The organism is Sphingobacterium yanglingense (assembly GCF_004363245.1).
GTDB classification, from domain to species: domain Bacteria; phylum Bacteroidota; class Bacteroidia; order Sphingobacteriales; family Sphingobacteriaceae; genus Sphingobacterium; species Sphingobacterium yanglingense.
The window spans coordinates 96,502-120,965 of sequence record NZ_SNYV01000018.1; the positions used below are offsets into that span (position 1 = coordinate 96,502).

The window sequence follows — 24,464 nt, forward strand, 5'->3', positions numbered from 1 at the left end:
GGAATTCCGATAAATCAGAATAAGCCTAGCTAGATCACTTGATCACAGGATAACTTGATAACAATATAGAAATGAAAAAACTAAATATAATTATGAGCCTGTTGTCCTTGCTGCCTTTGTGCAGCTTGGCACAACACGGGGTAAGTTACAACCAGTTTGGTCAACTGCGTAACAGCTTCAACTCCTCATTGAGTACGATGGATGAGCAGGGGAGTTTTGCTGCACTTGGGCGTAGCCAATGGACGGGTGTGGACGGGGCACCAAAGTCGGTGTGGGTGACTGGTCATGGAATGATCAAGAGTCTGGGACTAGCCATCGGTGGTGATTTTAAAAATGCTTCGTTGGGAGTGGTTCGTGAGAATGAAGTCACCGCGTATGCAGCAAAAGCAGTACAACTGGGAGAGAATGAGTACCTCAGCCTCTCTATGGGAGGAGGTCTTTTATTTTATCAGGGCAATTACCGGCAGTTGGACGACCAGGATCCAGCATTCTGGGAAGATGTGCGTGGTACTGCAGGGGTGTTGAGTGTGAGTACATCGTACTACCAAAAGGATAAGTTTTATGTGGGGGTAGCGATGCCACGGTTTTCGCTAAAGCGTAATGTGGATCGGGAATATGAGTTCCGGGATGTAATCTATGTGACAGGGGGGATGCTGATCCATCTAGACGATACGTTCAAGCTGCGTCCTTCATTTTTGGTGAGCCATATGCAGGAGATGTCCCCGCGCTATGACATCAATGCGATGGTGTTTATGGGACCTAAGATTGGTCTCGGAATGGGGGTGCAGAATCAGGGAGATCTCTCTGGACTGATGCAGCTCAACTTTGGCAACTTTGGTATAGGTTATAGTTATCAGTTCAGTGTAAACGGACATACGCTAAACCAGAAGATATCTACCAATACACACGAGGTCGGTTTCCGTTATCGGCTCGGTGGAATGGGATTATTATAGCAGCAATTCGGCCTGAGGTTTTATCCTCAGGCCGAATTATTTTATTGATATGTCCCGGATAGGATGTCGCTCATCATAACGACATTTCTCTCGGGATTTTGTCTGTAAATCTCAAAATCACCATACAGAATCTCGTATTTTTTTGTCTTTCTGTAATTGTCGTCTTGTATTTTTTTGATCTCGTCGGCTGCAGCTTTGTTAAAAATAAGTAGTTTAATCGTATAAACGGTTTCTGTCGTCATGGGACGATCTGGTATAACCGTTATTGAACCACCTACACTGTAATCGATCTGCACATACCGGTCTGTCCCTGTCCATTCGTAAAACTCATCTGTAGTGGTGGGACGATTAAAAGAAGAAGCGCCATATTGCGCATTGAGTAAGTCGATCAAGTGAGGGTAGATCCTGTCGGAAGTAACAGCTACAGTGGCTAGTACGGCTACCGTTTTATTATGATGTGTTAAAAAGGAAATCTGATCAAAATATAAATCTTTATAGTGAGCTATACTATCCGACGCTTTACTGTAATAGGCTTTGCCATATAAGGATTGATTGCCGTTCCATTTGTTTACTTTGTGTCCGGTCGGATAATCAAATGGATCGGAAAGTCCTTCTTCGATAAAGCTAGCTGTCGCATTCTTGGAGCTATCAATTTTCCCGCTCAGTAGGATCTGTGGGTCTTCTTCGAAGTTGATCTGCGCTAGGTTTAAACCAATTTTTTCAACGGATACCTCTTTTTGTGTGTTTTGACCACAAGAAATCAATAACGTCAGTAGTAGTACAGTAATGGGGTGCTTCATATCATTTATTTTATATAGAATCTACTCAAAAAAATCCAAGCTTATCCTCGGCTATTTAACAATTACTTAATCGACTCTTATTGACTATCTAATATTGGGCCAATAGTTTTGTTGCGTAAAATACACGGCACAGTGAAAACCAATATTAAGGCTTGTTCAGAACCAAAGACGTTATCGAGTGAAGATTTCTTGACGTTTGATGAGGTATATGACCGCTATTGGAAGCCGTTGTATCGCACCGCATTGCGCATCCTTAATGATGAGCAGGCCGCAGAGGATATTATTCAGGATACCTTTGTGCGGCTTTGGGAGCATTGGGATACCATGTGCCATATCAACATAAAAGGATGGCTATTTACTACGTCCTATAGGTTGGTGTTGAAAAGTCTAAAACAACTGAAATCTTCCCAAGTACTTGATGGTTCTGATCTGTCACCCGTATGGGCACCAGAAGCAGACTCTTCTATACAACTGCAACAACTGCAAAAGCAGGTGGACGAATGCGTCGATGAGCTACCTGAAAAATGCCGAAAGGTATATACCATGAGCCGTAATGAGCAGCTGTCTATCAAACGTATAGCTGTTGAACTAGGCATTTCTCCTAAGACCGTAGAAGGGCATATGACTTTGGCACTGAAACGTATACGTCAGAGTATCGGTAGCTTAACGATACTGCTTCTTCTGTTATTTCTCTAGTTTTCTTTCTGTACTAGTCGGTTCAAAATCTGTCGGTTATGTTTTTTTGTAAAAAAAGTAAAATATAATCCAAGGGATACCCCCGCTTTTTGGATTGTATATATAAAAGGGGACGTTAGTTTTCTTGAGTAGAGGTTTATACAGTCAAAAAATGAATCAGGAACAATTCAGACAGTTATTGAAAAAGCATGCCGAGGGAGAACGCTTAAGTGCAGCAGAAGAGGTGCAATTGAGAGAAGCTTATGATCAGGTCTTGAATGAAGAGATAGATGCGGTGCAGAGCGATTGTTTTTTGGAGCCAGCTGATAAAGTCAAAGACGATTTGCGCAGGCGTATCCAGCAACGTATAGCGGGCAAAAGAAAAAAAACATTCCCCTTTCGAAAATTACAATATGTTGCAGCGGCTTTGTTAATTGGTTTGATGACGACAGGCGCTGTCTATTGGTATCTTGGACGATCGGTCGGGAAGCCAGAGACACTAGCCGAGACGAACGATATCCAACCAGGAGAAAATACCGCCTTACTCACGCTCTCGGACGGCTCAGTGATTGCACTGAATGAGGTGAGTGATGGTACGATAGCCACAGAGAATGGTATACGTATCGACAAGGATGCGGAGGGGAGGGTGACCTATACAGCCCAGAATGAATTGAAGACAAAGTCTCCTGCTTTCAATACGATCAGTACGCCAAAGGGAAGTCAGTACCAGTTGGTACTGCCCGATGGTTCTACGGCTTTGCTTAATGCGGGTTCATCGCTAACTTATCCTGTTTGTTTTTCAGAAAAAGAGCGTCGTGTACAGATGACAGGTGAAGTTTATTTTGAAGTTAAGAAAGTAGCTGCTCCGAAGGGGGCTGTAAACAAGCCCTTCTTTGTCGAAACGGCTACACAGGAGGTACAGGTTTTAGGTACCCATTTCAATATTAACGCCTATAGGGATGAACGCGCGGTACGGACGACACTGGTCGAAGGACGGGTGAAGGTCAATACCAAGGACGGTCGGTCGGCTGTGTTAAAGCCTGGTCAACAGACGGTACTGGTCCAATCTCTGGAAGTACGTGAAGCTGATATTCAGGAACAGTTATCCTGGGTAAATGGGGATTTTGTATTCCGCGGAGCTACGCTGGAAAGCGTGCTGCGCCAGGTAGCCCGTTGGTACGATGTGGAGGTAGAGTGTCCGGCTCATCTTGGGAAGATACGGTTTACGGGAATGGTGTCCAGATCGCAGCCGCTCTCGGTTATAGCGAAGATGATACAGTCAACAAAAAAGGCAAAAGTAACGATTAAGGAAAGGAGGTTTGTAGTGACGGACTGATAAGGATCAACGAAAGGTAAGCGAGCTACAAAAATAGCCAAAGGTGGTGGTACACCTCTGGCCGGATTGTTAAAATGCTTATCAAGACATTGCTAGAACAATATTCATCAATACAATTTTAACATTAACAAAAGTATGAAATATTCACTTGAAACCTGCATGGCAGGTTCCATGAGGTCTTTAAAAAATAAAATATTTTCTCATGAATATTCTCTATGGTTATTAAGGAGTAATAAAATACATAGAAATTTTTACCAATGCATTCGAGTCATGAAGATAATCATGTTACTTATGACCTGCTTTTTGATGCAGGTGAACGCATACACGTATGCCCAGCGAATCAGCATAAGCAAACAGAATAGCAATGTGCATGCGGTACTGGAGGAGATCCGTAAGCAGGCAAAATATGATTTTTTCTATGACATGGAGCTGTTTTCCGCGGCGAAGCCAGTGAGCATACAGGTCAGGAATGCAACTATAGAAGAAACTCTCCACGCACTGTTTGATGGAAAACCCTACAATTATAGTATCGATAATAAACTGGTTACGATTTATGCGGCCCCACCGGCTATTTCTCAGAAAATAGCTAATAATAGGGTGCTGCAACAAAAGGGACGTGTATCGGGTAAGATTCTGGATGATAGTGGGCAGCCACTGGCGGGTGCAAGTATTAAGGTGTTGAATAGTAGCCATAGTGTACGGAGTGCAGTAGATGGGACTTATACCTTGATGCTGGAGCCGGGTGTTTACACGCTGGAAGTAAGTTATATCTCCTATCAGAGTAAACGGATTACCGATGTGGAAGTAAAGGCTGGGCAAGCGACTTCGCTTAGTGTCTTGCTTAAAAATGCAACAAATGAGTTGGATCAGGTTGTGGTGACGGGAAGCTTAAAAAAGGAAAACACGGCTGCACTCTATGCCCGCCAAAAGAATGAAGCGGGTATTTCCAATGGTATCTCGGCCGAACAGATTGGAACGCTACCTGACAAGAATATCGGTGAGACTTTAAAACGTATCTCGGGTGTGAGTACCAATGACAACCGTCGCGTGGTGGTACGCGGTATAGCCGAACGCTATAATCTGGCGATGATGGATGGCGCTGTGCTACCTAGTACGGATGTGCAGATCCGTGATTTTGAATTCGATATTGTACCGGTCAATCTGATTGATAATGTCGTAGTATCCAAGACCTCGACACCCGATATGAGCTTTGGCTTTGGAGGCGGTTTGATACAGATCAATACCTTGGCTATTCCAGATCATAATTTTAATAATTTCAGCTTTGGGGGTAAATATGTAAAAGGAAGCACAGGCAAGGACTTCTTGGGCTATGGCCGTGGTAAATATGATTACCTGGGATTTGATGACGGTATCCGGGATCATTTTCCAAAGGATATCTTGGTCTTTAACGGAGGGAATTATAATCCACTGGACCCTTATGGTGCGCGGATGCCGGGATTTGATCCTATTACACCAGAGATGATTGCCGAACAGAACAAGCGTATCGGTGGATTGGAAAGAATGGGAACACGTGTGTATAAAACTTCCCCAGGGCAAAATTATCAGTTCAGTCTGGGACGTAACTATACCTTAAAGAATGGAAAGTTTGGTTTTGTAGGGTCATTGAGTTACCGCAATGAACAATCTATAGATGATATCTCTCATTTTGCACGTGGCAATTGGGAAAAAATTGGAAATACGGTCATCGATGCCGAGACCGGAGCGGAAATCAATCCTACATTTGCCAATCAGTACAATTTCAATACCAATTGGGGCGGTCTATTGAACCTAGGGTGGAGCAGCAAGAACCATAAGATTACTTCGCGCAACTTTTACTCACGTGTATTCAGCAATCAATTTTCACGGATAGTGGGTTGGGGCAATGAGATCGGTTTTGAAGATGGTCTGGCGGAGATTCGGGAATACGACCGGCCTAAATTTATAGATCTATTACAGAACCGTGTTAATGGTGAACATACCTTAGGTGCATTCCGCGTGGATTGGAGCCTATCACGCAATAAGGTGAGCAACCTGGAGCAGGATGCGGTAGAAGCTTGGTTGTCACCGACCAAGACCATGAATGGTGTCGTCTATAATGTGACGCCTAGTGGGATTACGAATCCTGGTGGAGGTACTTTTAACCGCGCACAATATAAATATGATGAAACGAATAAGGCAGCGGAACTGGCATTAAGTTATAATTTCAATGTTAAAGGATTTAAACAGATCGCTAAAACAGGCTATCAATACATGAATAGGGAGGGGACGTACGATTGGACATTATTGCCGATCGGTACAGTAAAGCCTCGGGGAGGCGTCTATCCCTTTGTTCCGGTACAGGAATGGACAAAGTATCTGGAGTTCAACGACCCTGCTAAGGATCTTTTTTACTACCCTGCAGGGTTCTCGTACAACGGATATCAGGGTAAGAACAACAACCAGGCTATCTATGCTATGCTGGATAACCGTATTACGGACTGGATACGCTTGGTATGGGGAGCACGTGCTGAGTATTATAAGTACGAGCGGATTAAAAATGGTGTAAATGATTTGGCGACCAGTGATCTGATAGAGCGAGGAGAGAAGCAACGTTATGTAGATCCTGTTAGTGGGAAGATTGTGAGCTCTTTTGCAGATCCGGAGTATGAGGAAAAAAAATGGCGTTATCTGCCATCAGCTAGTCTTACGGTGACCCCTTTTGATGATTTTAACATCCGCGCAGCCTATTCGCAATCGGTAATACGTCCTGCGTTGATCGAAAACTCCCGGATGATCCGTTTTGATCCGAACATATCGGCCTACCGTAGTAATGAGGGGGTGTTATCGACGCTGATCGATCACTATGATGCGCGGGTAGAGTGGTATCCTAAATCGGGCGAGGTGATCTCCTTTGGATATTTCTACAAGTACTTTGATAAACCGGCAGAGATCTATCGTAATCAGCCTGACAATACAGGACGGGTGTATGTGGTAACCCGTAACTCGGAATGGGCTAAGGTGAGTGGATGGGAGTTTGATATCCGCAAGAGCTTCGGATTTATTAAACCGGAATGGCTATTTCTGGATAACCTGTACCTGAATGGTAATATCACGATACAGAACTCAAAAGTACAGGCTAGCACCTATCTTGGGCAGGCAATGACTGAGGACAAGTATGGACGTAATTATGTATACCGAACGAAGAAGGCACAGAATGAGAAGCGTCCATTATATGGACAGGTTCCTTTACTCTATAATATAGGTTTGCAATATGATGGTGATCGCATTGGAGCCAACATCGCCTTCAACCATATGGGCTATAAAACCTTTACTACAGGTATGACTCCTGATATCGTGGAGTATGAACGCCCACGAAGCCAGTTGGACGCACAGATCAGTTACAATTTTTTACGGAGTAAGAAGTTGAAAACGAAACTGAATATGAGCAATCTGCTCAATGATCCTTACCGCTTTTATATCAATAGCAATGATACGTACAAGCTTCTTGACAAATGGAAGAATACTCCTCCAAGTGGTATTGCTGCTACAGAATGGAGTGATATATACGAATGGAAATATGGGTTCTCCCAGCGTTACGAAGAGGGATATTACGAAACTTCGAAAGATGGCAAGACCAAACAAAGAATTGGGGATAAGGATACTTTTACACGTAGAGTAGGTACATCGTTCAGTCTCTCGGTATCTTATTCTTTCTAAATAGAGCAATTAGTATAAACTGACGTAGTTGGTGAAATAAAAAATGAAACAGATGAACAACAGTTATAAAAGAAGGATCTCAGCGCTATTTGCCCGAATTCTATTTATGGGTATGGGGCTCTCACTACTTTTTGCATGTACAAAGTCGAGTGAAGATTTCCTGTATAAAGGTGATATGTTGCCCGTGACAATCAAAGGTTACAATGGGGGAAGCGAGTATATGGAGGTCAAAATAGATACCGTAAAGTTTAAATCGATCATCTCAACCGGACGCTTTGATTTTAGCGAAGCCTATCTTTTTCCTGAAAATAAGGAGACAGCAAAGTTGGTGATAACCGAAAAAAATACGGAAAAAGTGGTTTTGGAAAGGGAATTGAAAAAGGGAGATGGGGCAACTACTATCAATTTTTTATATGCAAATGATAAAGTGAGCGATATGCCTGATATTCCTGCTTTGGAACAAGGTAAGCTGAAATTGATTTACATGTTTAAACCGACAGTGACCAAGTATGCTGGACCGGTAGATATTGTGCTCGGGAAATATTATTGGACACCGAAGGTTTTTGAAGAAATTGATAGAATTAAAGATGTCAAGCCTTACGAGTTTACTAAGCCGATTACGATCGCTACATTCCCTACGGTAGGACAGCAGTATAACGGGCAGCCAACACCGGTTTCGTTTGTAGCCTATATTTACAAAGCAGGAACGAATGAGTATTACACTAAAGATACGGAGTATGGTTGGCACGCTACCTCTTCGACGGCTCCTAAACCAGGTGCTAATGCCGCAGCCTCTAAATTATATGTTTTTCAGGAAGCTCCGAATGGTGGTAATATGCAGTTTTTCAAAGAATTGGAACTTTAATACAGGACAGAAAATGAAAATAACAATTAACTATATCAGAACTTCACTTTGTTGCATACTACTGTCTCTGGTATTTGTGGCCTGCAATAAGGACGACATCATCCGCGAAAAGGCTATGCATATTATCATCAATGGGTATAATGGTGATGCAGAAGACCTAGAGGTAAGTATTGATACTACGGTGTACGATAAAACGGTAATGCATGGTAAATTTTTGCTTAAATCGACGTCAGTAATAGGTTTTAATGTGGTGTATACTTTTAATCCGGTCGTTACAGAACCGCTACTTCGGATAAAGAATACGACTACGGGAAAGGTGATGTATACCGGAGCATTGCCCGTAGAAGGTACGAAAGCGATGTTCAATTATATTTATCTCGATGGTAAAGAGCAGGTAATCGAGATACCTAAGGCCGATGCTAATACGAATAAGTTGGGTTTTTATCTGAATTATCCTACGGATAATAGTCCTATTGATATTTTCCTCTATCGCAGGGATGAAGTCAATGGAGCGGAATATAGGGAGTATTTTGCGAAGAATGTCCGACCTAATACTTGGGTGTATACCAACTATTTGGCAACAGAAGCTTTTAATGAGAAGACTAAGCTCGATAAATCAAGTATCTGTTTTACAAAAGCAGGGACAGTGGACCAGTGGGCAATCGAGGGTGACGAAAATCAGAGTAAGGTGTCTGCTTTTGGGAAGGGACTACCTCTTGCAGGAGAGAAAGGATTAGTACAGCCTTATTTCTTTACACCGAGTGCTGGGATGTTGTCACATTCGAGCCTATTTTTCTATCCAGATCGTAACTATTAATACAAGGGAATCCGTTTGGTAGCTAACCAAACGGATTCCCTTTTTTATGTATAGTATGTATTGGTTTGAAGGATTTTCCACTATTATTTCATATGCTCCATGAGCTTTTCGAGGATATCCTCTCCTCTAAAACCTATTCCTAGGATAGTGCCATCGGGGCTTATTAGAAAGTTCTGTGGGATGCCTGTCACGCCGTATTTCAAAGCAGCTTCGTTCTTGGTACCCTTTAGATCGCTGACCTGTATCCAAGGAAGATTATCTTCTTTGATGGCCTTAAGCCAGTGTTCTTTTTTATTATCCAATGATACCGCGATAATCTCAAAGTTATCACCCTTAAGTTTGTCATAAGCTCTTAGTACATTTGGGTTCTCCGAACGGCAGGGACCGCACCAGCTCGCCCAGAAATCAAGAAATACATATTTGCCCCGGAATGAAGATAGCTGGATTGGATTTCCCTCGGTATCGTTCATGATGAAGTCCTGTGCTGGATTGCCTACTTCAACGGTTTTCGTTGCTTTGATCCGCGCTGCTGTTTCTCGGCCTAGGTCGGTATTCTTTACCCTATCACTAAGGGCTTCAAACTGTGCCTCAAGACCCGCATCGTCTGCGCCTCCACCTTCGTTAAGAAGTTTTAGACTGACATAGGAATCGGGATGATTGTTAATAAAGGCTTCGGTTACCTTCGATTTTTCCTGGGCAATTTTCCTTACTTTCGGATATAGTGCCTCGCGGCCTTCGTCATTGTTTTCCCGACCATACTGTATGATTTTTTGAGATAGGGGCCGCATCTGGTCTTCCAAAGGTTTGAGCTGTGCCGACAGGGTATTAAAGTCTGCCTGCGCTGTGCCACCAACAATTTTGGCTTGTTGCAGATTCTTACCCGTTACGGTAAATGTACTGTTCTCCAAAATGAAGTGTTGCTGGTCGATTTCATAATAGCGGGTATAGTCGGCAGGGTCAATTTCTTGCCCAACTACGCTCATCACCAGTTTTGCTTGTGTTAGGTCTTTGTCCGAATGCCCTTTGAAGGAGAAGCTACCGTTCTTTACAAAAGTCGAATCCTGTATCGGGTCTTTAAGACCTGCAGGGTTAGGGTATATCAAGCGGACAATTTTCCCCTCGTGATTGCCACTGATTTTTCCTTTGATTAAAAATCCGTTCTGTGCCTGAACAGACAGAGAAGTAACGGTGAATAAGATAAGAGCTATTTTATGTAACATGCTTTTGTAGTTTAATTTGTCTTTATTAAATCTGTTTTTTATTACTGATTATTAACTGCCAAAAATCTCCTTTAATTTGATGGCGAGTTCATCACTTTTTCCGGTAAAGCGGGCAGCGATTTTGCCCTCCTTGTCCAAAAGTATTAAGGTTGGGAAAGCTGCAATTTCATACGCCTTCTGTAGGTCGAGCTGATCTTTATCTTTCTCATTTAAAACCTGTATCCAGGTCAGGCCTTCTCTTTCAATGACCTCTTTCCATCTCTTATGACGTTTCACCTCATCTTTTTGCCAGCTCTCGTCTGCAACTCCTATAATTTCAAAGCCTTTACTTTTGTATTTAGCGTATAACTCTTTTAAATGTGGAAAGCTTTGGATACAAGGACCACACTGTGTGCCCCAAAAATCTAGCAATACGTAGTTTCCTTTTAAATCTTCTAAACTGATAGGTTTTCCATGCATATCTGTTTTGCGGAACGGAATGGCTTTAATCCCTATTGCATTTGCTTCTATACGGGCAATCTTATCCGATATCACGCCGCCATATCTACTGCTTCTATTTTCTTCACCTAGTTGAGCATAGGAATTTTTTAACTCATCTAGGCTTTTTCCAAAAAGCATTTCAGATAAGAAATAGGAGCTCACAATAGAATTTGGATTTTTTTTTATAAACTCCTCTCTGAGCGCGGCTGTTTTTTTAAGCTTATCTCTCCGTGCTCTATAGGCATTGCTAAGCACTGTCGAATCGCTGTCGGATGTTAAATTATGATAAGCATCTTTTAAAAGTGTCCAGTCTTGATTGATAAGGTCGTTTTCTAACATCTTAATTTTAGACCAGTCTTGATTTGCGCTTCCACCCTTTATGTTGGCCATATAGATATGATTGGCATCTCCCACGATTTCGATTTTATCATTACTCAGAAAAAAACGTAGTGAAGGCGCCTCCATTGGAAAGTTTATATTATCGGTTATCGAATTGGCAGGATTACCACGCACTCCAAAAGAAGCTACAACAGGTTCATCGATTTTACCCTTAAAAACAATCCAATCACCATCAACGGTATAATTGGTGTCCACAATAACTTCGCCCCGGTCCGAATACTCCAAATAATAAGGGGAATAGTTTTCAGGATTATCAATTCTTGCCTTTACTGCATATCCCACGACTTCTTTTTTCGAAGCGCAACTTGTAAGTAAAACGAATATGCTAGTGAACGCTAATAGTATATAATTTGTCTTGCACATAGGTGTGTTCTTAATATTTTAAGGATTGTTTTGCATTCCTGGGTTTTCATCCATTACTTTCTGTGGAAAACGGAGTACTAACCGTTCGGTGCTAAGTGTATAGGTACTTTGGATATTACCTGCTTCCGAATAGAGAGAATGGCTATATGTTTTGTCTTTAAAAAGCGGGTCTACAGAGAGCCTGCGCATATCAAACCATCTGAATCCGCTTATTGCAAATTCGCGTATCCGTTCTTCTAAAATAAACTCGATTAATTCTTTCTGTGCACCACTTACAGCGTTTGGGATGCTTGCCTTTGCAAGAGGCATTCTGTTTTTACGTAAGTATTCTACATCAACTTTGCCTCCTTGTAGATCATTAAGTCGAGCTTTACACTCGGCACGTAAAAGATAAAGATCTGGAACAATGACCCCCATTTGAATGTTACTAGGACCTGTTTTTTTAAGAAATCCACTGGGATATGCTGGCCCATAATATGCATTGGAGGAATAGAAGTTGCGGCGTAGGTCTGTTGGGTCAAAAAGATTTACCGTTCTCTTATCAAGCACCAGGTCATTGGATGATGATGGCCAATAAGCTTGTTTTGCATATACGCTCTCTTTGATATTTGGTACAAACGGATAGTTGGGGCCAAAAGAAGTAATGGGTAAAAACTCCCCGCCAGGACCAAAGGTTTTGTTGTAGTCATATAGACCTAGTGGAACAGTAGAAGTGCTGAGTCCAGCCAATGCATTATCTAGATGCTTTAGGGCTTCTTCAGGATTTCTCATAAAGAGATATACCTTGCCCAATAGTCCTTCTGCTGCGATTTTTGACATCCGTACGCGGTGCGATGGTGTTGCTGGAAGATGGGGAATAGCTTGAGTTAGGTCTTTGATAATAAAATCATATACCTCTTTGACCGATGCTCTTGTAAATGTATTGCCTGTAACATCGGCATTCTCCAGTATCGGAAAACCGAGGTCTGTAGCAGATGTAGCGGCATCGTAAGGTTTACCAAAAAGGTTGATCAACAGAAAGTAAGTCCACGCTCTACCAGCTCTGGCTTCGGCCTGTAAGGACGCCTTCTGCTTTTCTGTACCATTCGTAGCTTCGGGAAGCTCATTGATGATCTTATTGTAGACATAAATGTTTTTAATTGGTGTTTCAAGTTCCGAAGCATTCTCAGACGGCTCATAAACTAGGGCATCCCAGCGAAAAAGTCGTTGGTTTTTCAGACGGCCGCCATCGAAATAGGGTTGAATGCCTGCAATCTCGTCTCCCATGACAACTTGTGCACTAGCATTGATATTGATAAGTTCTAGGTTATTTAGTAATAGATCATAATCAGCAACCTCGTCGGCCACTAAGCGGCCTTTAGGGGTGACTTCCAGGAAATCTTTTTGACAGGCTGCTAACAGAATAACTAATCCTGTAAGTACTATTGTTTTATACGTTGTATTCATAATTATTTACCTTAGAATTTAACATTTACACCAAATGAAACAGATCCTTGGTTGGCACGCATGCTACGTATGCCTTGGGAGGTATCCATATATTCCGGATCGATATTATCTTTATTGGCTTTCCAGATCATAAGGTTAAATACCTGTGCTCGTAATGTGATACCTTCTGTACGGATATTGTTGAGCAAGGAGACTGGTAAGTCATATGCTAAGGTGATATCACGGAGTTTGATGTAAGAGGCACTGACGACATTGATGTCTGCCAAGGTGTAGTACTGGAAATCGCGACGGGAGTAGCTGAGTGATGAGTTGGACACATACGAAGGGATATTGGTATACTGCTCATCGCCAGGATTTTGCCAACGCTGTGCAAAATCAGCGTGGAGATTACCTGTGGTCAATCCGTTACGAAGTGCACTTGAGTGATGTAACCTATTGGTATAAACGTCATTGACGTCCTTGCGCATAACATGACCTAGGTTGAAAATTACAGCGGCGCTCAGGCTGAAGTTTTTGTAATGGAAAACGTTGGTCATACCGCCGCTCCAAACGGGTTGAAAAGTGCCTTGATAAAATACGTCTTCTTGTAGGGCACTATTCGGTGCTTTTGTTTCGCTTCCGTCGGCCAGACGGATTTTTGGATCACCCAGTTCATCAAGTCCGGCAAAATTGTACGCAAATAATGCAAAAGCCGGAAATCCAGCTACATAGTTCTTCCATATACGTTGCGTGCTGCTATTGTCGTAAGTCACCAAGTTCAGTTTTGTAATCTTATTCTTGTTGTATGCTATATTGAAGATGGTATTCCAGGTGAAAGCATCTTTTTTAATGTTAACGGTATTTAATCCCAACTCAATACCTTTGTTTTCCATATCGCCAAGGTTTCCGATGATATTAGGGTAACCACTGAACGTATTGGTAGGCATGACACCTAGCATGTCGCTTGTCCGTTTGCGATATAGGTCTAGGGAGCCGGATATACGGTTGTTGAATAGGCCGAAATCAAGACCGATGTTGATATTCTTGGTACTTTCCCAGGTGAGCTTGGTATTGGATGGTGTCGCGATGGTTAAGCCTGTTCGTCCAGGAAGAAAGCCACTTTGTATGGTGCTAAGGATATCTTTTGAGGCTGCCGTCCCTGGTTCAGGAGAATTACCGGTCAGCCCATAGGTGGCACGTAGTGCTAGATCCTGTAGCCAGTCTTTCTTAGGCATGAAATCTTCTTCACTTAATAACCATTTTCCACCGATGCTCCATACGGGTTTGTTTTGTGCCGATTTGTCCAGTCCAAATAGATTGCTTCGATCGATACGGAAACTTCCATTGATTGCATATTTCCTATTGTAGGTATACGCTGTATTGGCGTAGTAGGATATAAATCTGGATAACCGTTCGGTTTGATTAAAAGCATCATTGCTGAGTAGGCTGCTATCCCAGTAATTGGGCATAATGGGGTTGTCTACTCCAAACTCTCCGAGGGTATTATAATCAACTGCTCCAAAGGTTTGCAGGCGCTCGTTATAACCTCTTACGGTACTACGGTTGGTGGTATAAAGCTGCTCTTGCACCTCTTGGCCAAGGAGTAGTGTTAGTTGATGGGTATCGGCCAGCCAGTTTTTATTATAGCTCAATTGGTTGCGCACTGTCCAGCTCTGTTGATTCTGGTTGGTCAGACTATAGCGACCTCCATTTTTGGGAAGGTAGTAGGTCGGTGTCGAACCTCCGTTGGGGGCTACGGTAAACTGTACCAATTCATTGCGTACCAAATAACTTTTGGTGTCGTCATAGCTTTCCATTTTTCCATTACCTTTAGTATAGCCATAGGTACCTTCAAATGCTAAACCATCGATAAGTTTGATGTTAAGCCCAAGTACATTACGGCTCAGGAAATTGTTGTTTTTGCTATGTCCGTAATCATACTCATCCAGTGGGTTGTAGTCGAGGTCGATAAGGCTCAGGTCTTGAAATTCTTGACGCATTTCTTCACTCAGATCCATCATATAGGGGATGGAGACATTGCGACCTGAAGCATCTCTAAACAGTTGATAAGGGTAGAAATTGGGACTGACCATAGCATTCCTTTTACTGCTGTTTATACCGTTGGTCAGGTCAGTTATCAGGTTTAAACGAATAGATTTACCCAGTTTAAAATCCTGCCTTAAATTGACTTTGTAGTTGTTGTTTTTCTCGCCTGGTTGGTTGCTCGTCGCCTTGGTATAGGCAGCTGACCCGTAGAACGAATAGTTGGTACTACCACCAGAAAGGGATACCGAGTGGTTCATTAAAGATGCATTACGGTAGAATAGATCTTTGATCTGTTGCCTATTGTCTATATTGGATAAACTATCTAGTCCATATTTGGCCTGTTCGGCTGAGATTAATCCATTGGCGAGATTATACTGTATCCGTTGGTGAGGGGCTATACCGGCGCTACCGAATAGGTAAGGGTAAACTTCTTCCCAAGGATAATTGACTGGATCGAAGGTTTCGATGGCTGCCTGAATAAATTGTTTGCTATTCAAGGTCGGGATATAATTCAAATCAGGTTTGCCCTGAAAGTTGATAAAAGCACTGTAGTTGACTCTCAATCGATCGCCAGGGGTACCTTTTTTGGTGGTAATTACGATGACCCCGTTGGAGGCTCTTGCTCCCCATATCGAAGCCGCTGTAGCATCTTTGAGCACTGTGATATCGGCTACATCTTGTGGATTGATACTTGATACATCATCGATAGGGATGCCATCTACCACGAATAGCGGGTTTCTGTTGGTACCGACATAACCTGGACCATCAGAACCTTGGACTCCAATGGTTGATAAACCGCGAATTAGAAACGGGTTTTGAGCGGCACTCGGAGAGTTGTTTACTGTTAGTCCTGGGATAAGCCCGTCAAGGCGTTGTAGGATATTCATGCTACCTGTCCGGTTTTCTAGAATAGCCATGTTAGGTTTGGCATAGGAACCCGTGCTGCGCTCTTTGGAAATGCTCTGGTATCCGGTATTGATTACTTTTATTTCTTCTATTTCGTCAATGACAGGTCTCATTTTAACGTTGCCAAGCTGTCCTGTAGCAGGGAGACGGTAGGGGGTAAAACCGACATAACTAATGAGTAGGGTATGTCCCTGACGTACATTTTTTAATGCGAAATAGCCCTCACGATCTGTCGATGTGGAAATACCAGTTTCGACAATGGTAACAGTAGCATCGGCCAATGGTTTTCCCTGCTCATCGACCACACGCCCACGAACCTCTATATGCTCTTGCTGTGGAGATAGTGAGGTGGTTTTTATTGAAGAAGCCTCTACAGTAACGGTTTTGTCCGTGATAGTATAGGTGAATCCGGTGCCGCTCAGTAGCTCGTCCATCACAGTGGGTAATGGGGTATTCTTAAAGTTTACGTCTACCGCAGGTTTATGGAATGTGGTGTTTTTCATCAATACATCATATCCCGTTTGTTTACGGATTTCGACGAATATCCTACCAATCGATAGATTTTTTCCGGCTAAGGTTAGTTTCTGCCCAAAGCTATTTGCGCTTAGTTGCAGTTGACATAATACCAATATGAAAACCGTTAATTTCATAATCAATAAAAATTTAAGGCTGTAGCCAGAAGGTAGCAAACAGCGGATTCTCGCATAAATTTTATACATTTACGTAGTCTTTTATGGTGCTGTGGTCAATCGCGAAAAAGAGTTACAGCATCAGGTTTAAAAATAATTGTTAGTCAGTTTTTTTAAATCAGATCAAGGAGACTTCGATTCCAGTCGAAGTCTTTTTTGATATATGGATTTTTTTAAGAGTATCTATTTTCTTTCTTCATTGTTTTTAGGTTATATATTATTCAATTATGTTAGTTACTTGTTCCTGACGTGGATTACACGTCCTTTGACTTCAAACTTTGCGATACCTATACGCTCCATAATATCGAGTACTTTGGATAATTGTTCGTGCCGGCTCATGGTGCCAAGCATGGTTTCCTTTTTGAGTGCAGGGTTGTCGAAAACGATATGGACATTATACCAGCGAGCTATTTTCTCCATGACACTTTCTAAATTTTCACTTGAGAAGAGGAAGTAACCTTCTTTCCAGGCAATAACATCACTGGCTACAATCTCTTGGACTTGTATCTTGCCCTGTTGGACAGAGGCCTGCTGATTAGGAATGAGTATTTTGGTATGACTTGTATTGCCATGATATGCAGATAGTTTTACGCTACCTTCTATTAGCGTGGTCTGTAGAGATGATCCCCCTGGATAGGCATTGATATTGAAACTAGTACCCAGTACTTCGACTTGTTGATTCTTACTGACCACAATAAAAGAATGTTTACCATCCTTAGCAACTTCAAAATAGGCTTCTCCCGTTAATGTGACTCTACGCAGCCCCTGTTGTACTGGAACGGTATTATAGGTTAGACTAGAGGCCGCATTGAGCCAGACTTTGCTTTTGTCCGGTAAGATTAAGGCAAAGGTTTCTCCATTGGCAGTGCTCAGGGTATGAGACTCATTGTGGCCTTGGTCTGTTTCCTGCAGGGTATAAGTTAATTGCCCATCCTGAGTTTTTGTAATCTTTATCCCTGCTTCCATACTGATGTTGCCACTTTTTATAGTATTGAGGTTCACTTTTTGACCGTTACCCAAGGTGAGTGTTGCTCCTTGACCTCCTGGAGAAATCTCATTATGGGTGAGTTGATCCGCTGTTGTTGATGGCACTTGTCGTTGGTTGAATAAGTAGATTCCAAACACTAGGAGGACGATTGCAGCAGCTAACCCGATGCGAAAAGAGTTTAACCTGTAAAAAGCCGTCTTGGGTACATTGGGACTTGGAGCAAACGAAAATGCTTTATCCAATTTGTTCATATCGTTGACAAATGCAGTTATGTCATCGAACGGTTGGGCCGTTTCGATGTAGTGATCGTACCAAGCTTCTAGAAGTGTACGTTCTTCAGTAGTGATTGTACCTTCTTTAAGTTTCTTTAATAGTTGCTCGCCTGTCGCTCGTCTCATATGGATATAATCTGTTTGCTTGTTATCAGTCTTCCGACAATTGACGGACTAGAATAGCGCGTAATTCACTTATCTGATGATTACACACATTCGTATCATAAAACTAGATACGCCTCTACAATTGATTAGAAGAAATCTCTTCGTGCTCCTTATAGTCGTTAGACAGGTAACTGATGCGTAGGGGGACAATAAAAAATAAAATATTCGGAATATTCTGGTTTTCACATTTGTCTGCCTTCGTAGTGAGGGGATTAACTACCAGAACAGCGAAAGGAATAAATTCAGTTTTATTTTGATACGGAGTAGCTTGATAGCGCGTTGCATCTGTTTTTTTACGGATTGGTCGGATATGTTAAGCTCGTCAGCAATTTGTTTGTAAGTCATACCTTGTTTTCGACTCATTTCGAAAACAACTTTCATCTTTTTAGGAAGTCGTTCTATTTCTCGCAACAGTAGATTCTCTAGGTCTTTGTGACGGATTGTATGGTCGGTCGTATCGGTTGTGAAATTTAAAAACGTGTCTATAGAGCCTATATATCGGTCTACCACTTTCTGGTGGGCTATATAGTTCAGGATACGATTTCGGATGGCGCCATAGAGATAGGCGTCTACGGAGTCAGGGACATGAAGGGCCTCTCGCTTGGCCCATAATGAAGCAAATACCTCCTGTACCATATCCCGGGCTTCGTCGTGATCATGGAGAGATCTATTAGCATGAAAATAAAGTGCTTCTTTATAGCGGTGGTACATTTCGGAAAAAGCACTCTCGTTGCCTTTTATTAAAAGGCCGAAAAGTTCTTTATCAGAAAAGTTTCTATAATAAGTCATTACTTTGAAGTGCTAGTTCGTGTTCTCATCAGCAATGATAGATAAAATTTGATAGAAGTTGTCTAAAGTATGTTTGTTTTTTTAAAACAGTGCTGTTTTGTAGATAGGTCCTGGATGCAGTGTCGTAAACGACAGAATTCTGAAAAATTATTATAGAATGACATAGCGATAGCTAGGGGGTGGAGGTAGGAGAGGGTAGTTGATAGGTAGTTGTAGTGGTTGGCGTTCGTTTTAAGTGTCAATCATTGAGCTTTTTATAGATTGTGGCATTTTTCAAGTGATATAAGCCGCTTTCTTTGGTGCTATATAGTTTTTAATTTTGGAGCTATTCCCTGTTTGGGAAAATACTACAGAGGATAATTTACATAATATGAAATCTGCACGCACAGCATCTGACAACACAAGTGTGCATCATAGTGCCGTTTGGACCCGCTAGCTGACGGATGATGAAATAATTATATACATATGAAAACTAGAATTTTATGCACATTGCTCATTATGGGAGCAGTAATGATTGGAAAGGCACAGGAGAAGACAGAAGATATTGTCGGAAAATGGACAGTAACGAAATTGGTGCAACAGATACCAGAAGGGAAAGACAATCCTACAGTACGGACAGATAGCTACAAGACTGGTGAAAATGTTTGGCAAATCCTAAAAAACGGAAAAGCGAGTAATAAGCAGAAGGATAGAAAATCGGTAAAAGGATATTATGTGTATGTGGAAGATGGAAAACTTTACCTTACTCATAAGGATGCAGCAGCAAATGAATTGTATCTATTACAATTAAAAGACAGGCAGCTGCTGATGTATGATGTATTGGCACATGATTTTGATGATGCTAATGGCTACAAGAGTATCCACTATTTGGTTAAATTGAAGGAGTAAGCTGTTTAATTAAAATAGAATTAAAATGATTTTGGATAAGTGGTTATAGTGTTTTTGTCTTAAATTTGGTTATATACTTTAGCACAGTCATGACTATGAATACATTTTCGACAAGGGCATTTGGTACAGAAGCACCGGAGGCCGATTTAAAATCAATGAACATCCAGCGTAGGGAAGTGACCTCAAAAGATGTTGAAATCGATATTTTATACTGTGGTGTCTGCCACTCGGATTTACATACGGCGAGAAACGAATGGGGAAGCACATCCTATCCGAGTGTACCAGGGCATGAGATTGTGGGGCGGATTACTAAGATCGGCAGTGGGGTAACTAAATTTAAAGTTGGTGACCTAGTTGGCGTGGGCTGCATGGTCGATAGTTGTAGGGAGTGCGATAGCTGCAAGGAAGGACTAGAACAGTATTGTGAAAACGGAATGACAGGGACATACGACTCGATCGACAAACACTTGGGAACACACACTATGGGAGGGTATTCAGAACGTGTCGTCGTCGATGAGGATTTTGTATTAAGAGTGCCTGCCAATCTGGATCTGGCAGCTACAGCTCCGCTTTTATGTGCTGGTATTACCACCTATTCGCCATTACGTCATTGGAATGTAGGGGCAGGACAAAGAGTAGGAATTGTTGGAATCGGTGGCTTGGGGCATATGGGGGTCAAGTTGGCAAAAGCAATGGGGGCTTATGTTGTGGTGATTACAACATCGGCTTCGAAAAAGGAAGATGCCATGCGCTTGGGAGCTGATGAGATTATTTTGTCTACAGATGACGAACAGATGAAGAAAAATGCGGGAACGTTGCATTTTATTCTGGACTGTGTGTCTGCTCAACATGATATCAACGCCTACTTAAGGTTATTGAAGCGAGATGGCCAACTTACGTTAGTGGGCGCTCCAGAACACCCACTTCCTGTCGCAGCATTTAGTCTCATCCCTACGCGGAAGAGCTTTTCGGGATCGATGATAGGAGGGATTGCTGAAACGCAGGAAATGCTTGATTTTTGTGGACAGCATAATATTACATCTGATATCGAACTGATTCGGATGGAAGATATTAATACAGCTTATGAGCGTTTATTAAAAAGCGATGTGAAATATCGTTTTGTAATAGATATGGCCAGTTTGAAAGATTAAGAATATATCTGTTCTCTTATTACGCAGAAGTGAAGGAATATCTCTATTGCTTCACTTCTGCTTATGGTCTTGGTTTAAAGAGATTCCGATAGTAGATCGGGATATCAAAGATTCCCCCCGCTTTTTCGTAGTAGTGGTCATCTAATTCAAATATCCCGTTTATCGCATTCGCCCATCTAGCGGTAGGATAGGGATGTCGTGCTTTCATCGTTGTCCAATTTTTATAGTTCATATCGCCATTGGTTTCCATTATCCCCATACCTAGACTAGGGAAGGGAGCGACAGCAGCAGCAACGTTTTTGTTCCAGTCTACCAATATGGGGTTGACGGTGAGGTCCGAGCATATGCATGGAATTTGATGGTCGCATGCTATTTTAGCAATTTTAATTGTTGAGCTCAAGGTTTTAGCAATTCCTTTTAGGACAAATGCACCGTATCCTAAGTTAAGCTTCGTGTAGGCGTCTTTCTCGCTATGGATGCTTTCATCTGCTGCAATCAGGACTCCTATATCAGATACATTTTCGTTATTATCCGCCATAAAAGGTTCTTCATATAGTAGAATATGATCAAAGGCCCCAATAGTTCGGGCATGGTCTAGATATCTGAGTAAAGTTTTTTTGTCAGGATAACGACCATTGGCGTCCATGGTATAGTATAGCTTGCCTGTAGGTGTCTGTGTTGTCTTTATGGCCTTTAATGCTTGATGGATTTCGGTCAATCGCTGGATATCTTTTCTTAGCATTTCTTCGGGAGAACCTGGGAAACCCGTTTTAATCTTGAAAATAAAATAGCCGTTGTCCGCTGCTTTGACGATATCATCTATCGACATATCGTAAGAAACCTGAAACATGATGGCTATTTTTTTGTTTTGATGTGATAATGCGGTTTTATAAGGGATAGGGATCATGTCACGGAAGGTTGATATGGAATTTTCCGCGGCATAGAGCAACCATAGTGCATTATCTATACTCGATAGGGCATTGTAAAGAAAGTTGATGTTGAGGTGATCGATCCCTGTTATTTCTTTGGCCTCTTGATATAGTTGTGGAATGATTTGATCTAAGAGCACCATTGGGGAATCAAACTGATAACCGTTTATTCTTTTTAGAGCCCTATTGGTTACTTCATACATTAATGCATTAGCATTGAATTCGGAAGTTGAAGCGAACACATTGGAATCCCCATATAGTACACTCTGTGTAGCCATACCGATAGCATCAAAACCATTTTTACTTTTGAGATGAACGATGTTTTGCCATAATTCGGTTAAGTACCCCCCTTTAAAGCCAAAAGAATGCTTTAATTCTTCACGTTGAATATTAGAATCTGTCCCTGTGATTTCTATCTCATTCATAGTTTTGTTGGTTTAGCCTATCGTATTGTGAGCGTTACTGCAATTTAGAAATTAGTTTTGATATGGACATGTGTTGGCTCTATTTAACAGCCAATCATTATTTATTTGATTTGTTGTTCAATAATTTGAAGAGTATTCAGTGTTGTGTAGAATGAAGGTTGTTGAAATAGAGTAAGTATAGATCGGCCTAGTAAAACCATTTTGTAATTTCAGATTATTATTTAATTTTACAGCATTAGCTGATGATTGATAGAGACCTGACACCGGAAAGAGAGCTGTTGGTACAGTTGCAGAAGGGCAACCGTATGGCTTTCGATATACTCTACCATAGATATGCAACACGGCTTACTATAAAGTTGCTTCAACTTGTCAAGTCTGAAGAAATAGCTCAGGATTTATTGCAGGAAATATTCATGAAGATATGGCAGATGCGCGGCACGCTCAGGGAGGAGCATTCTTTTGCAGCGTTACTGTATACTATGGCGAGCAATCTCTCCTTGAATTCTTATCGTGCAGCGGTGCGGGAACAAAATCGCCTGATGAAAATTAAGGGAAGCGAATCCTATACGCACATTGAAGAAGATATCGATTTTGCGGAAACAACTAAAGTACTGAATTATGCCTTGTCCACTCTGACTGATCGGCAGCGTGAAGTCTATACATTACATAAACTGGAAGGCAAGACTTATAAAGAAATAAGCGAGTTGCTCCAAATAAGCCATTCTGCCATCAATCAACATCTTCAATTGGCTAATAAACAGATTCGTGCCATCTTGAAAGACCGGTTACCCGACCTGATGCTGTCAGTCATTCCCTTACTGATCACTAGTTGTTTGAAATAAATAAACTGTAAATCAAGTTCTTGTGTTTTTTTTGTGTTTTTATTAAAAAAACACCTGTTACTTTTTCTGTCTGTGGTGTATTCTAAATAAATGGACTACTAACCAAAAGATTCATTATGGATGCTAAAGCTCAATTTCAGCTTTTGTTTGAAAAGTATTTAGACGGAACTATTACGGAATCTGAATCAGCTGCATTGAAAAATGCTTTAGATCTGGAGGAGTATAATACATACACGGAAGAAACGATAGCGGATTTTTTCCGCGCTGAGCAAGACGGCACGACTTCCGAATGGCTCGATAAAGCAGAACCAATAGTGGATGATACATGGAGGTATCTGAATAAAGAAGTTGATAAAGAGATTTTAATAAATATTCGTCCCTTCTCTAGGCTTTATAAGTATGCCGCTGTCGCACTCTTATTAATCTCCTTAACAATTATCGGTTATTATTATAAAAAGGAAGCTATAGAAGAAGTTACCGTCAATGTTCCCGACATCAAACCCGGCAGCAACCGCGCGACCTTGACCCTTAGCGATGGTAAATCTATAGCGCTCAGTGAAGGGCAGTCTTCATTGGTTGTTTCAGATGAAGGCATGACATATGGCGATGGGACAGGAATTCCTGGGGCGGTCCGAGTACGCACTGCAACCATCCATACGCCCAGAGCTGGACAATATCAAGTCAGTCTACCTGATGGTACGGAAGTCTGGCTGAATGCTGCTTCTTCATTAAGTTATCCAACCACGTTTGAAAAAGATCTTCGCATGGTAAAGGTGACAGGAGAGGTTTATTTTGATGTAGCTAAAGATGCAAAAAGGCCATTCATCGTACAAACTGAAAATCAGAAAATAGAGGTACTAGGTACAAGCTTTAATGTAAATGCCTATGCTGATCAGGGCAAATGTCTCACGACGCTGATTGAGGGGAGCCTGCGTGTTATTGCTAAGCAGAATGATCAACGTCTAGTGATCAAACCGGGCCAGCAGGCGATTGTGTCAGAGTCCGGGGAAATGGATGTTGTGCAGGTAGACGTTGAGGAATATACAGCTTGGAAAGATGGTGCTTATATGGTCAATAATCTAACGTTGGAACAGTTTGCGAAGCAGATCGAACGTTGGTATGATGTGGATGTCGATATGGGAAATTATAAAAACTACAGGCTTTCAGCGACAATTCGTAGAGATGTTAAACTGAAAGAGGTATTGGACGCGATTACATTAAGAACGAAGATAAAATTTGTAGTAAAAGAAAGGAGGGTGTCGGTAGCAGAATAAAATAAACAAATGAACAAAAATTTTGCAGGCATCTAAAAAAGCCGCTGTGGTGGTAACGACACCAGCAGCAG

18 protein-coding genes are annotated in these 24,464 nt (G+C 41.8%); 10 read left to right on the forward strand and 8 right to left on the reverse strand.

Going from position 1 to position 24,464, the window contains the following annotated elements:
• The first annotated feature begins 71 nt into the window (after nucleotides 1-71).
• Complete coding sequence (locus CLV99_RS20110) at nucleotides 72-953, forward strand: PorP/SprF family type IX secretion system membrane protein (protein WP_133586307.1); 882 nt, start codon at nucleotides 72-74, stop codon at nucleotides 951-953.
• A gap of 41 nt (nucleotides 954-994) precedes the next feature.
• Here the strand turns inward: CLV99_RS20110 and CLV99_RS20115 are convergent, their stop codons facing one another.
• Complete coding sequence (locus CLV99_RS20115; RefSeq protein WP_133586308.1) at nucleotides 995-1,753, reverse strand: hypothetical protein; 759 nt, start codon at nucleotides 1,751-1,753, stop codon at nucleotides 995-997.
• A gap of 132 nt (nucleotides 1,754-1,885) precedes the next feature.
• Here CLV99_RS20115 and CLV99_RS20120 point away from each other — a divergent pair, with 132 nt between their 5' ends.
• The 5 genes from CLV99_RS20120 (at nucleotide 1,886) to CLV99_RS20140 (ending at nucleotide 9,142) form a co-directional block, all read left to right on the forward strand.
• A complete protein-coding gene (locus CLV99_RS20120; protein WP_162850173.1) occupies nucleotides 1,886-2,449 on the forward strand; it encodes an RNA polymerase sigma-70 factor in 564 nt (187 codons plus the stop codon).
• A gap of 151 nt (nucleotides 2,450-2,600) precedes the next feature.
• Nucleotides 2,601-3,764 carry a FecR family protein gene (locus CLV99_RS20125; RefSeq protein ID WP_133586310.1) on the forward strand — a complete coding sequence of 388 codons (1,164 nt, stop codon included), beginning with the start codon at nucleotides 2,601-2,603 and terminating at the stop codon, nucleotides 3,762-3,764.
• A 270-nt stretch (nucleotides 3,765-4,034) separates the two neighbouring features.
• Complete coding sequence (locus CLV99_RS20130) at nucleotides 4,035-7,460, forward strand: TonB-dependent receptor (RefSeq protein WP_133586311.1); 3,426 nt, start codon at nucleotides 4,035-4,037, stop codon at nucleotides 7,458-7,460.
• A gap of 52 nt (nucleotides 7,461-7,512) precedes the next feature.
• Nucleotides 7,513-8,325: a hypothetical protein gene (locus tag CLV99_RS20135; protein WP_246032817.1), complete on the forward strand. Its 813-nt coding sequence runs from the start codon at nucleotides 7,513-7,515 to the stop codon at nucleotides 8,323-8,325.
• Nucleotides 8,326-8,338: 13 nt separating this feature from the next.
• Nucleotides 8,339-9,142 carry a hypothetical protein gene (locus CLV99_RS20140; RefSeq protein ID WP_133586312.1) on the forward strand — a complete coding sequence of 268 codons (804 nt, stop codon included), beginning with the start codon at nucleotides 8,339-8,341 and terminating at the stop codon, nucleotides 9,140-9,142.
• A gap of 83 nt (nucleotides 9,143-9,225) precedes the next feature.
• On the opposite strand, the gene CLV99_RS20145 is transcribed toward CLV99_RS20140, so the two are convergent.
• From CLV99_RS20145 to CLV99_RS20170, 6 genes are all read right to left on the reverse strand, one after another.
• Nucleotides 9,226-10,362, reverse strand: a complete 1,137-nt coding sequence (locus tag CLV99_RS20145; protein ID WP_133586313.1) for a TlpA disulfide reductase family protein — start codon at nucleotides 10,360-10,362, stop codon at nucleotides 9,226-9,228.
• A 51-nt stretch (nucleotides 10,363-10,413) separates the two neighbouring features.
• On the reverse strand, nucleotides 10,414-11,604 hold the full coding sequence (locus CLV99_RS20150) for an AhpC/TSA family protein (RefSeq protein WP_133586314.1): 1,191 nt from the start codon (nucleotides 11,602-11,604) through the stop codon (nucleotides 10,414-10,416).
• Nucleotides 11,605-11,622: 18 nt separating this feature from the next.
• Nucleotides 11,623-13,050 (reverse strand): RagB/SusD family nutrient uptake outer membrane protein, encoded by a 1,428-nt coding sequence (locus CLV99_RS20155; RefSeq protein WP_133586315.1) that lies wholly within the window; start codon nucleotides 13,048-13,050, stop codon nucleotides 11,623-11,625.
• 11 nt (nucleotides 13,051-13,061) lie between these two features.
• On the reverse strand, nucleotides 13,062-16,631 hold the full coding sequence (locus tag CLV99_RS20160) for a SusC/RagA family TonB-linked outer membrane protein (RefSeq protein WP_162850174.1): 3,570 nt from the start codon (nucleotides 16,629-16,631) through the stop codon (nucleotides 13,062-13,064).
• Nucleotides 16,632-16,904: 273 nt separating this feature from the next.
• Nucleotides 16,905-18,056 (reverse strand): FecR family protein, encoded by a 1,152-nt coding sequence (locus CLV99_RS20165; protein WP_133586317.1) that lies wholly within the window; start codon nucleotides 18,054-18,056, stop codon nucleotides 16,905-16,907.
• Between the two features lie 255 nt (nucleotides 18,057-18,311).
• On the reverse strand, nucleotides 18,312-18,884 hold the full coding sequence (locus CLV99_RS20170) for an RNA polymerase sigma-70 factor (protein ID WP_133586318.1): 573 nt from the start codon (nucleotides 18,882-18,884) through the stop codon (nucleotides 18,312-18,314).
• A gap of 465 nt (nucleotides 18,885-19,349) precedes the next feature.
• On the opposite strand from CLV99_RS20170, the gene CLV99_RS20175 reads away from it, so the two are divergent.
• Together CLV99_RS20175 and CLV99_RS20180 are read left to right on the forward strand one after the other, a co-directional pair.
• Complete coding sequence (locus tag CLV99_RS20175) at nucleotides 19,350-19,772, forward strand: hypothetical protein (protein ID WP_133586319.1); 423 nt, start codon at nucleotides 19,350-19,352, stop codon at nucleotides 19,770-19,772.
• A gap of 95 nt (nucleotides 19,773-19,867) precedes the next feature.
• On the forward strand, nucleotides 19,868-20,923 hold the full coding sequence (locus CLV99_RS20180) for an NAD(P)-dependent alcohol dehydrogenase (RefSeq protein ID WP_133586320.1): 1,056 nt from the start codon (nucleotides 19,868-19,870) through the stop codon (nucleotides 20,921-20,923).
• Between the two features lie 61 nt (nucleotides 20,924-20,984).
• Here CLV99_RS20180 and CLV99_RS20185 read toward each other — a convergent pair whose 3' ends face one another.
• The gene (locus CLV99_RS20185) at nucleotides 20,985-22,277 is read right to left on the reverse strand and encodes a mandelate racemase/muconate lactonizing enzyme family protein (RefSeq protein WP_133586321.1); all 1,293 of its coding nucleotides are present in this window, start codon (nucleotides 22,275-22,277) and stop codon (nucleotides 20,985-20,987) included.
• Nucleotides 22,278-22,519: 242 nt separating this feature from the next.
• Between CLV99_RS20185 and CLV99_RS20190 the strand changes: the two genes are divergently transcribed.
• Together CLV99_RS20190 and CLV99_RS20195 are read left to right on the forward strand one after the other, a co-directional pair.
• Nucleotides 22,520-23,119 (forward strand): RNA polymerase sigma factor, encoded by a 600-nt coding sequence (locus tag CLV99_RS20190; RefSeq protein WP_133586322.1) that lies wholly within the window; start codon nucleotides 22,520-22,522, stop codon nucleotides 23,117-23,119.
• A gap of 116 nt (nucleotides 23,120-23,235) precedes the next feature.
• Nucleotides 23,236-24,393 carry a FecR family protein gene (locus CLV99_RS20195; protein ID WP_133586323.1) on the forward strand — a complete coding sequence of 386 codons (1,158 nt, stop codon included), beginning with the start codon at nucleotides 23,236-23,238 and terminating at the stop codon, nucleotides 24,391-24,393.
• Nucleotides 24,394-24,464: the final 71 nt, after the last annotated feature.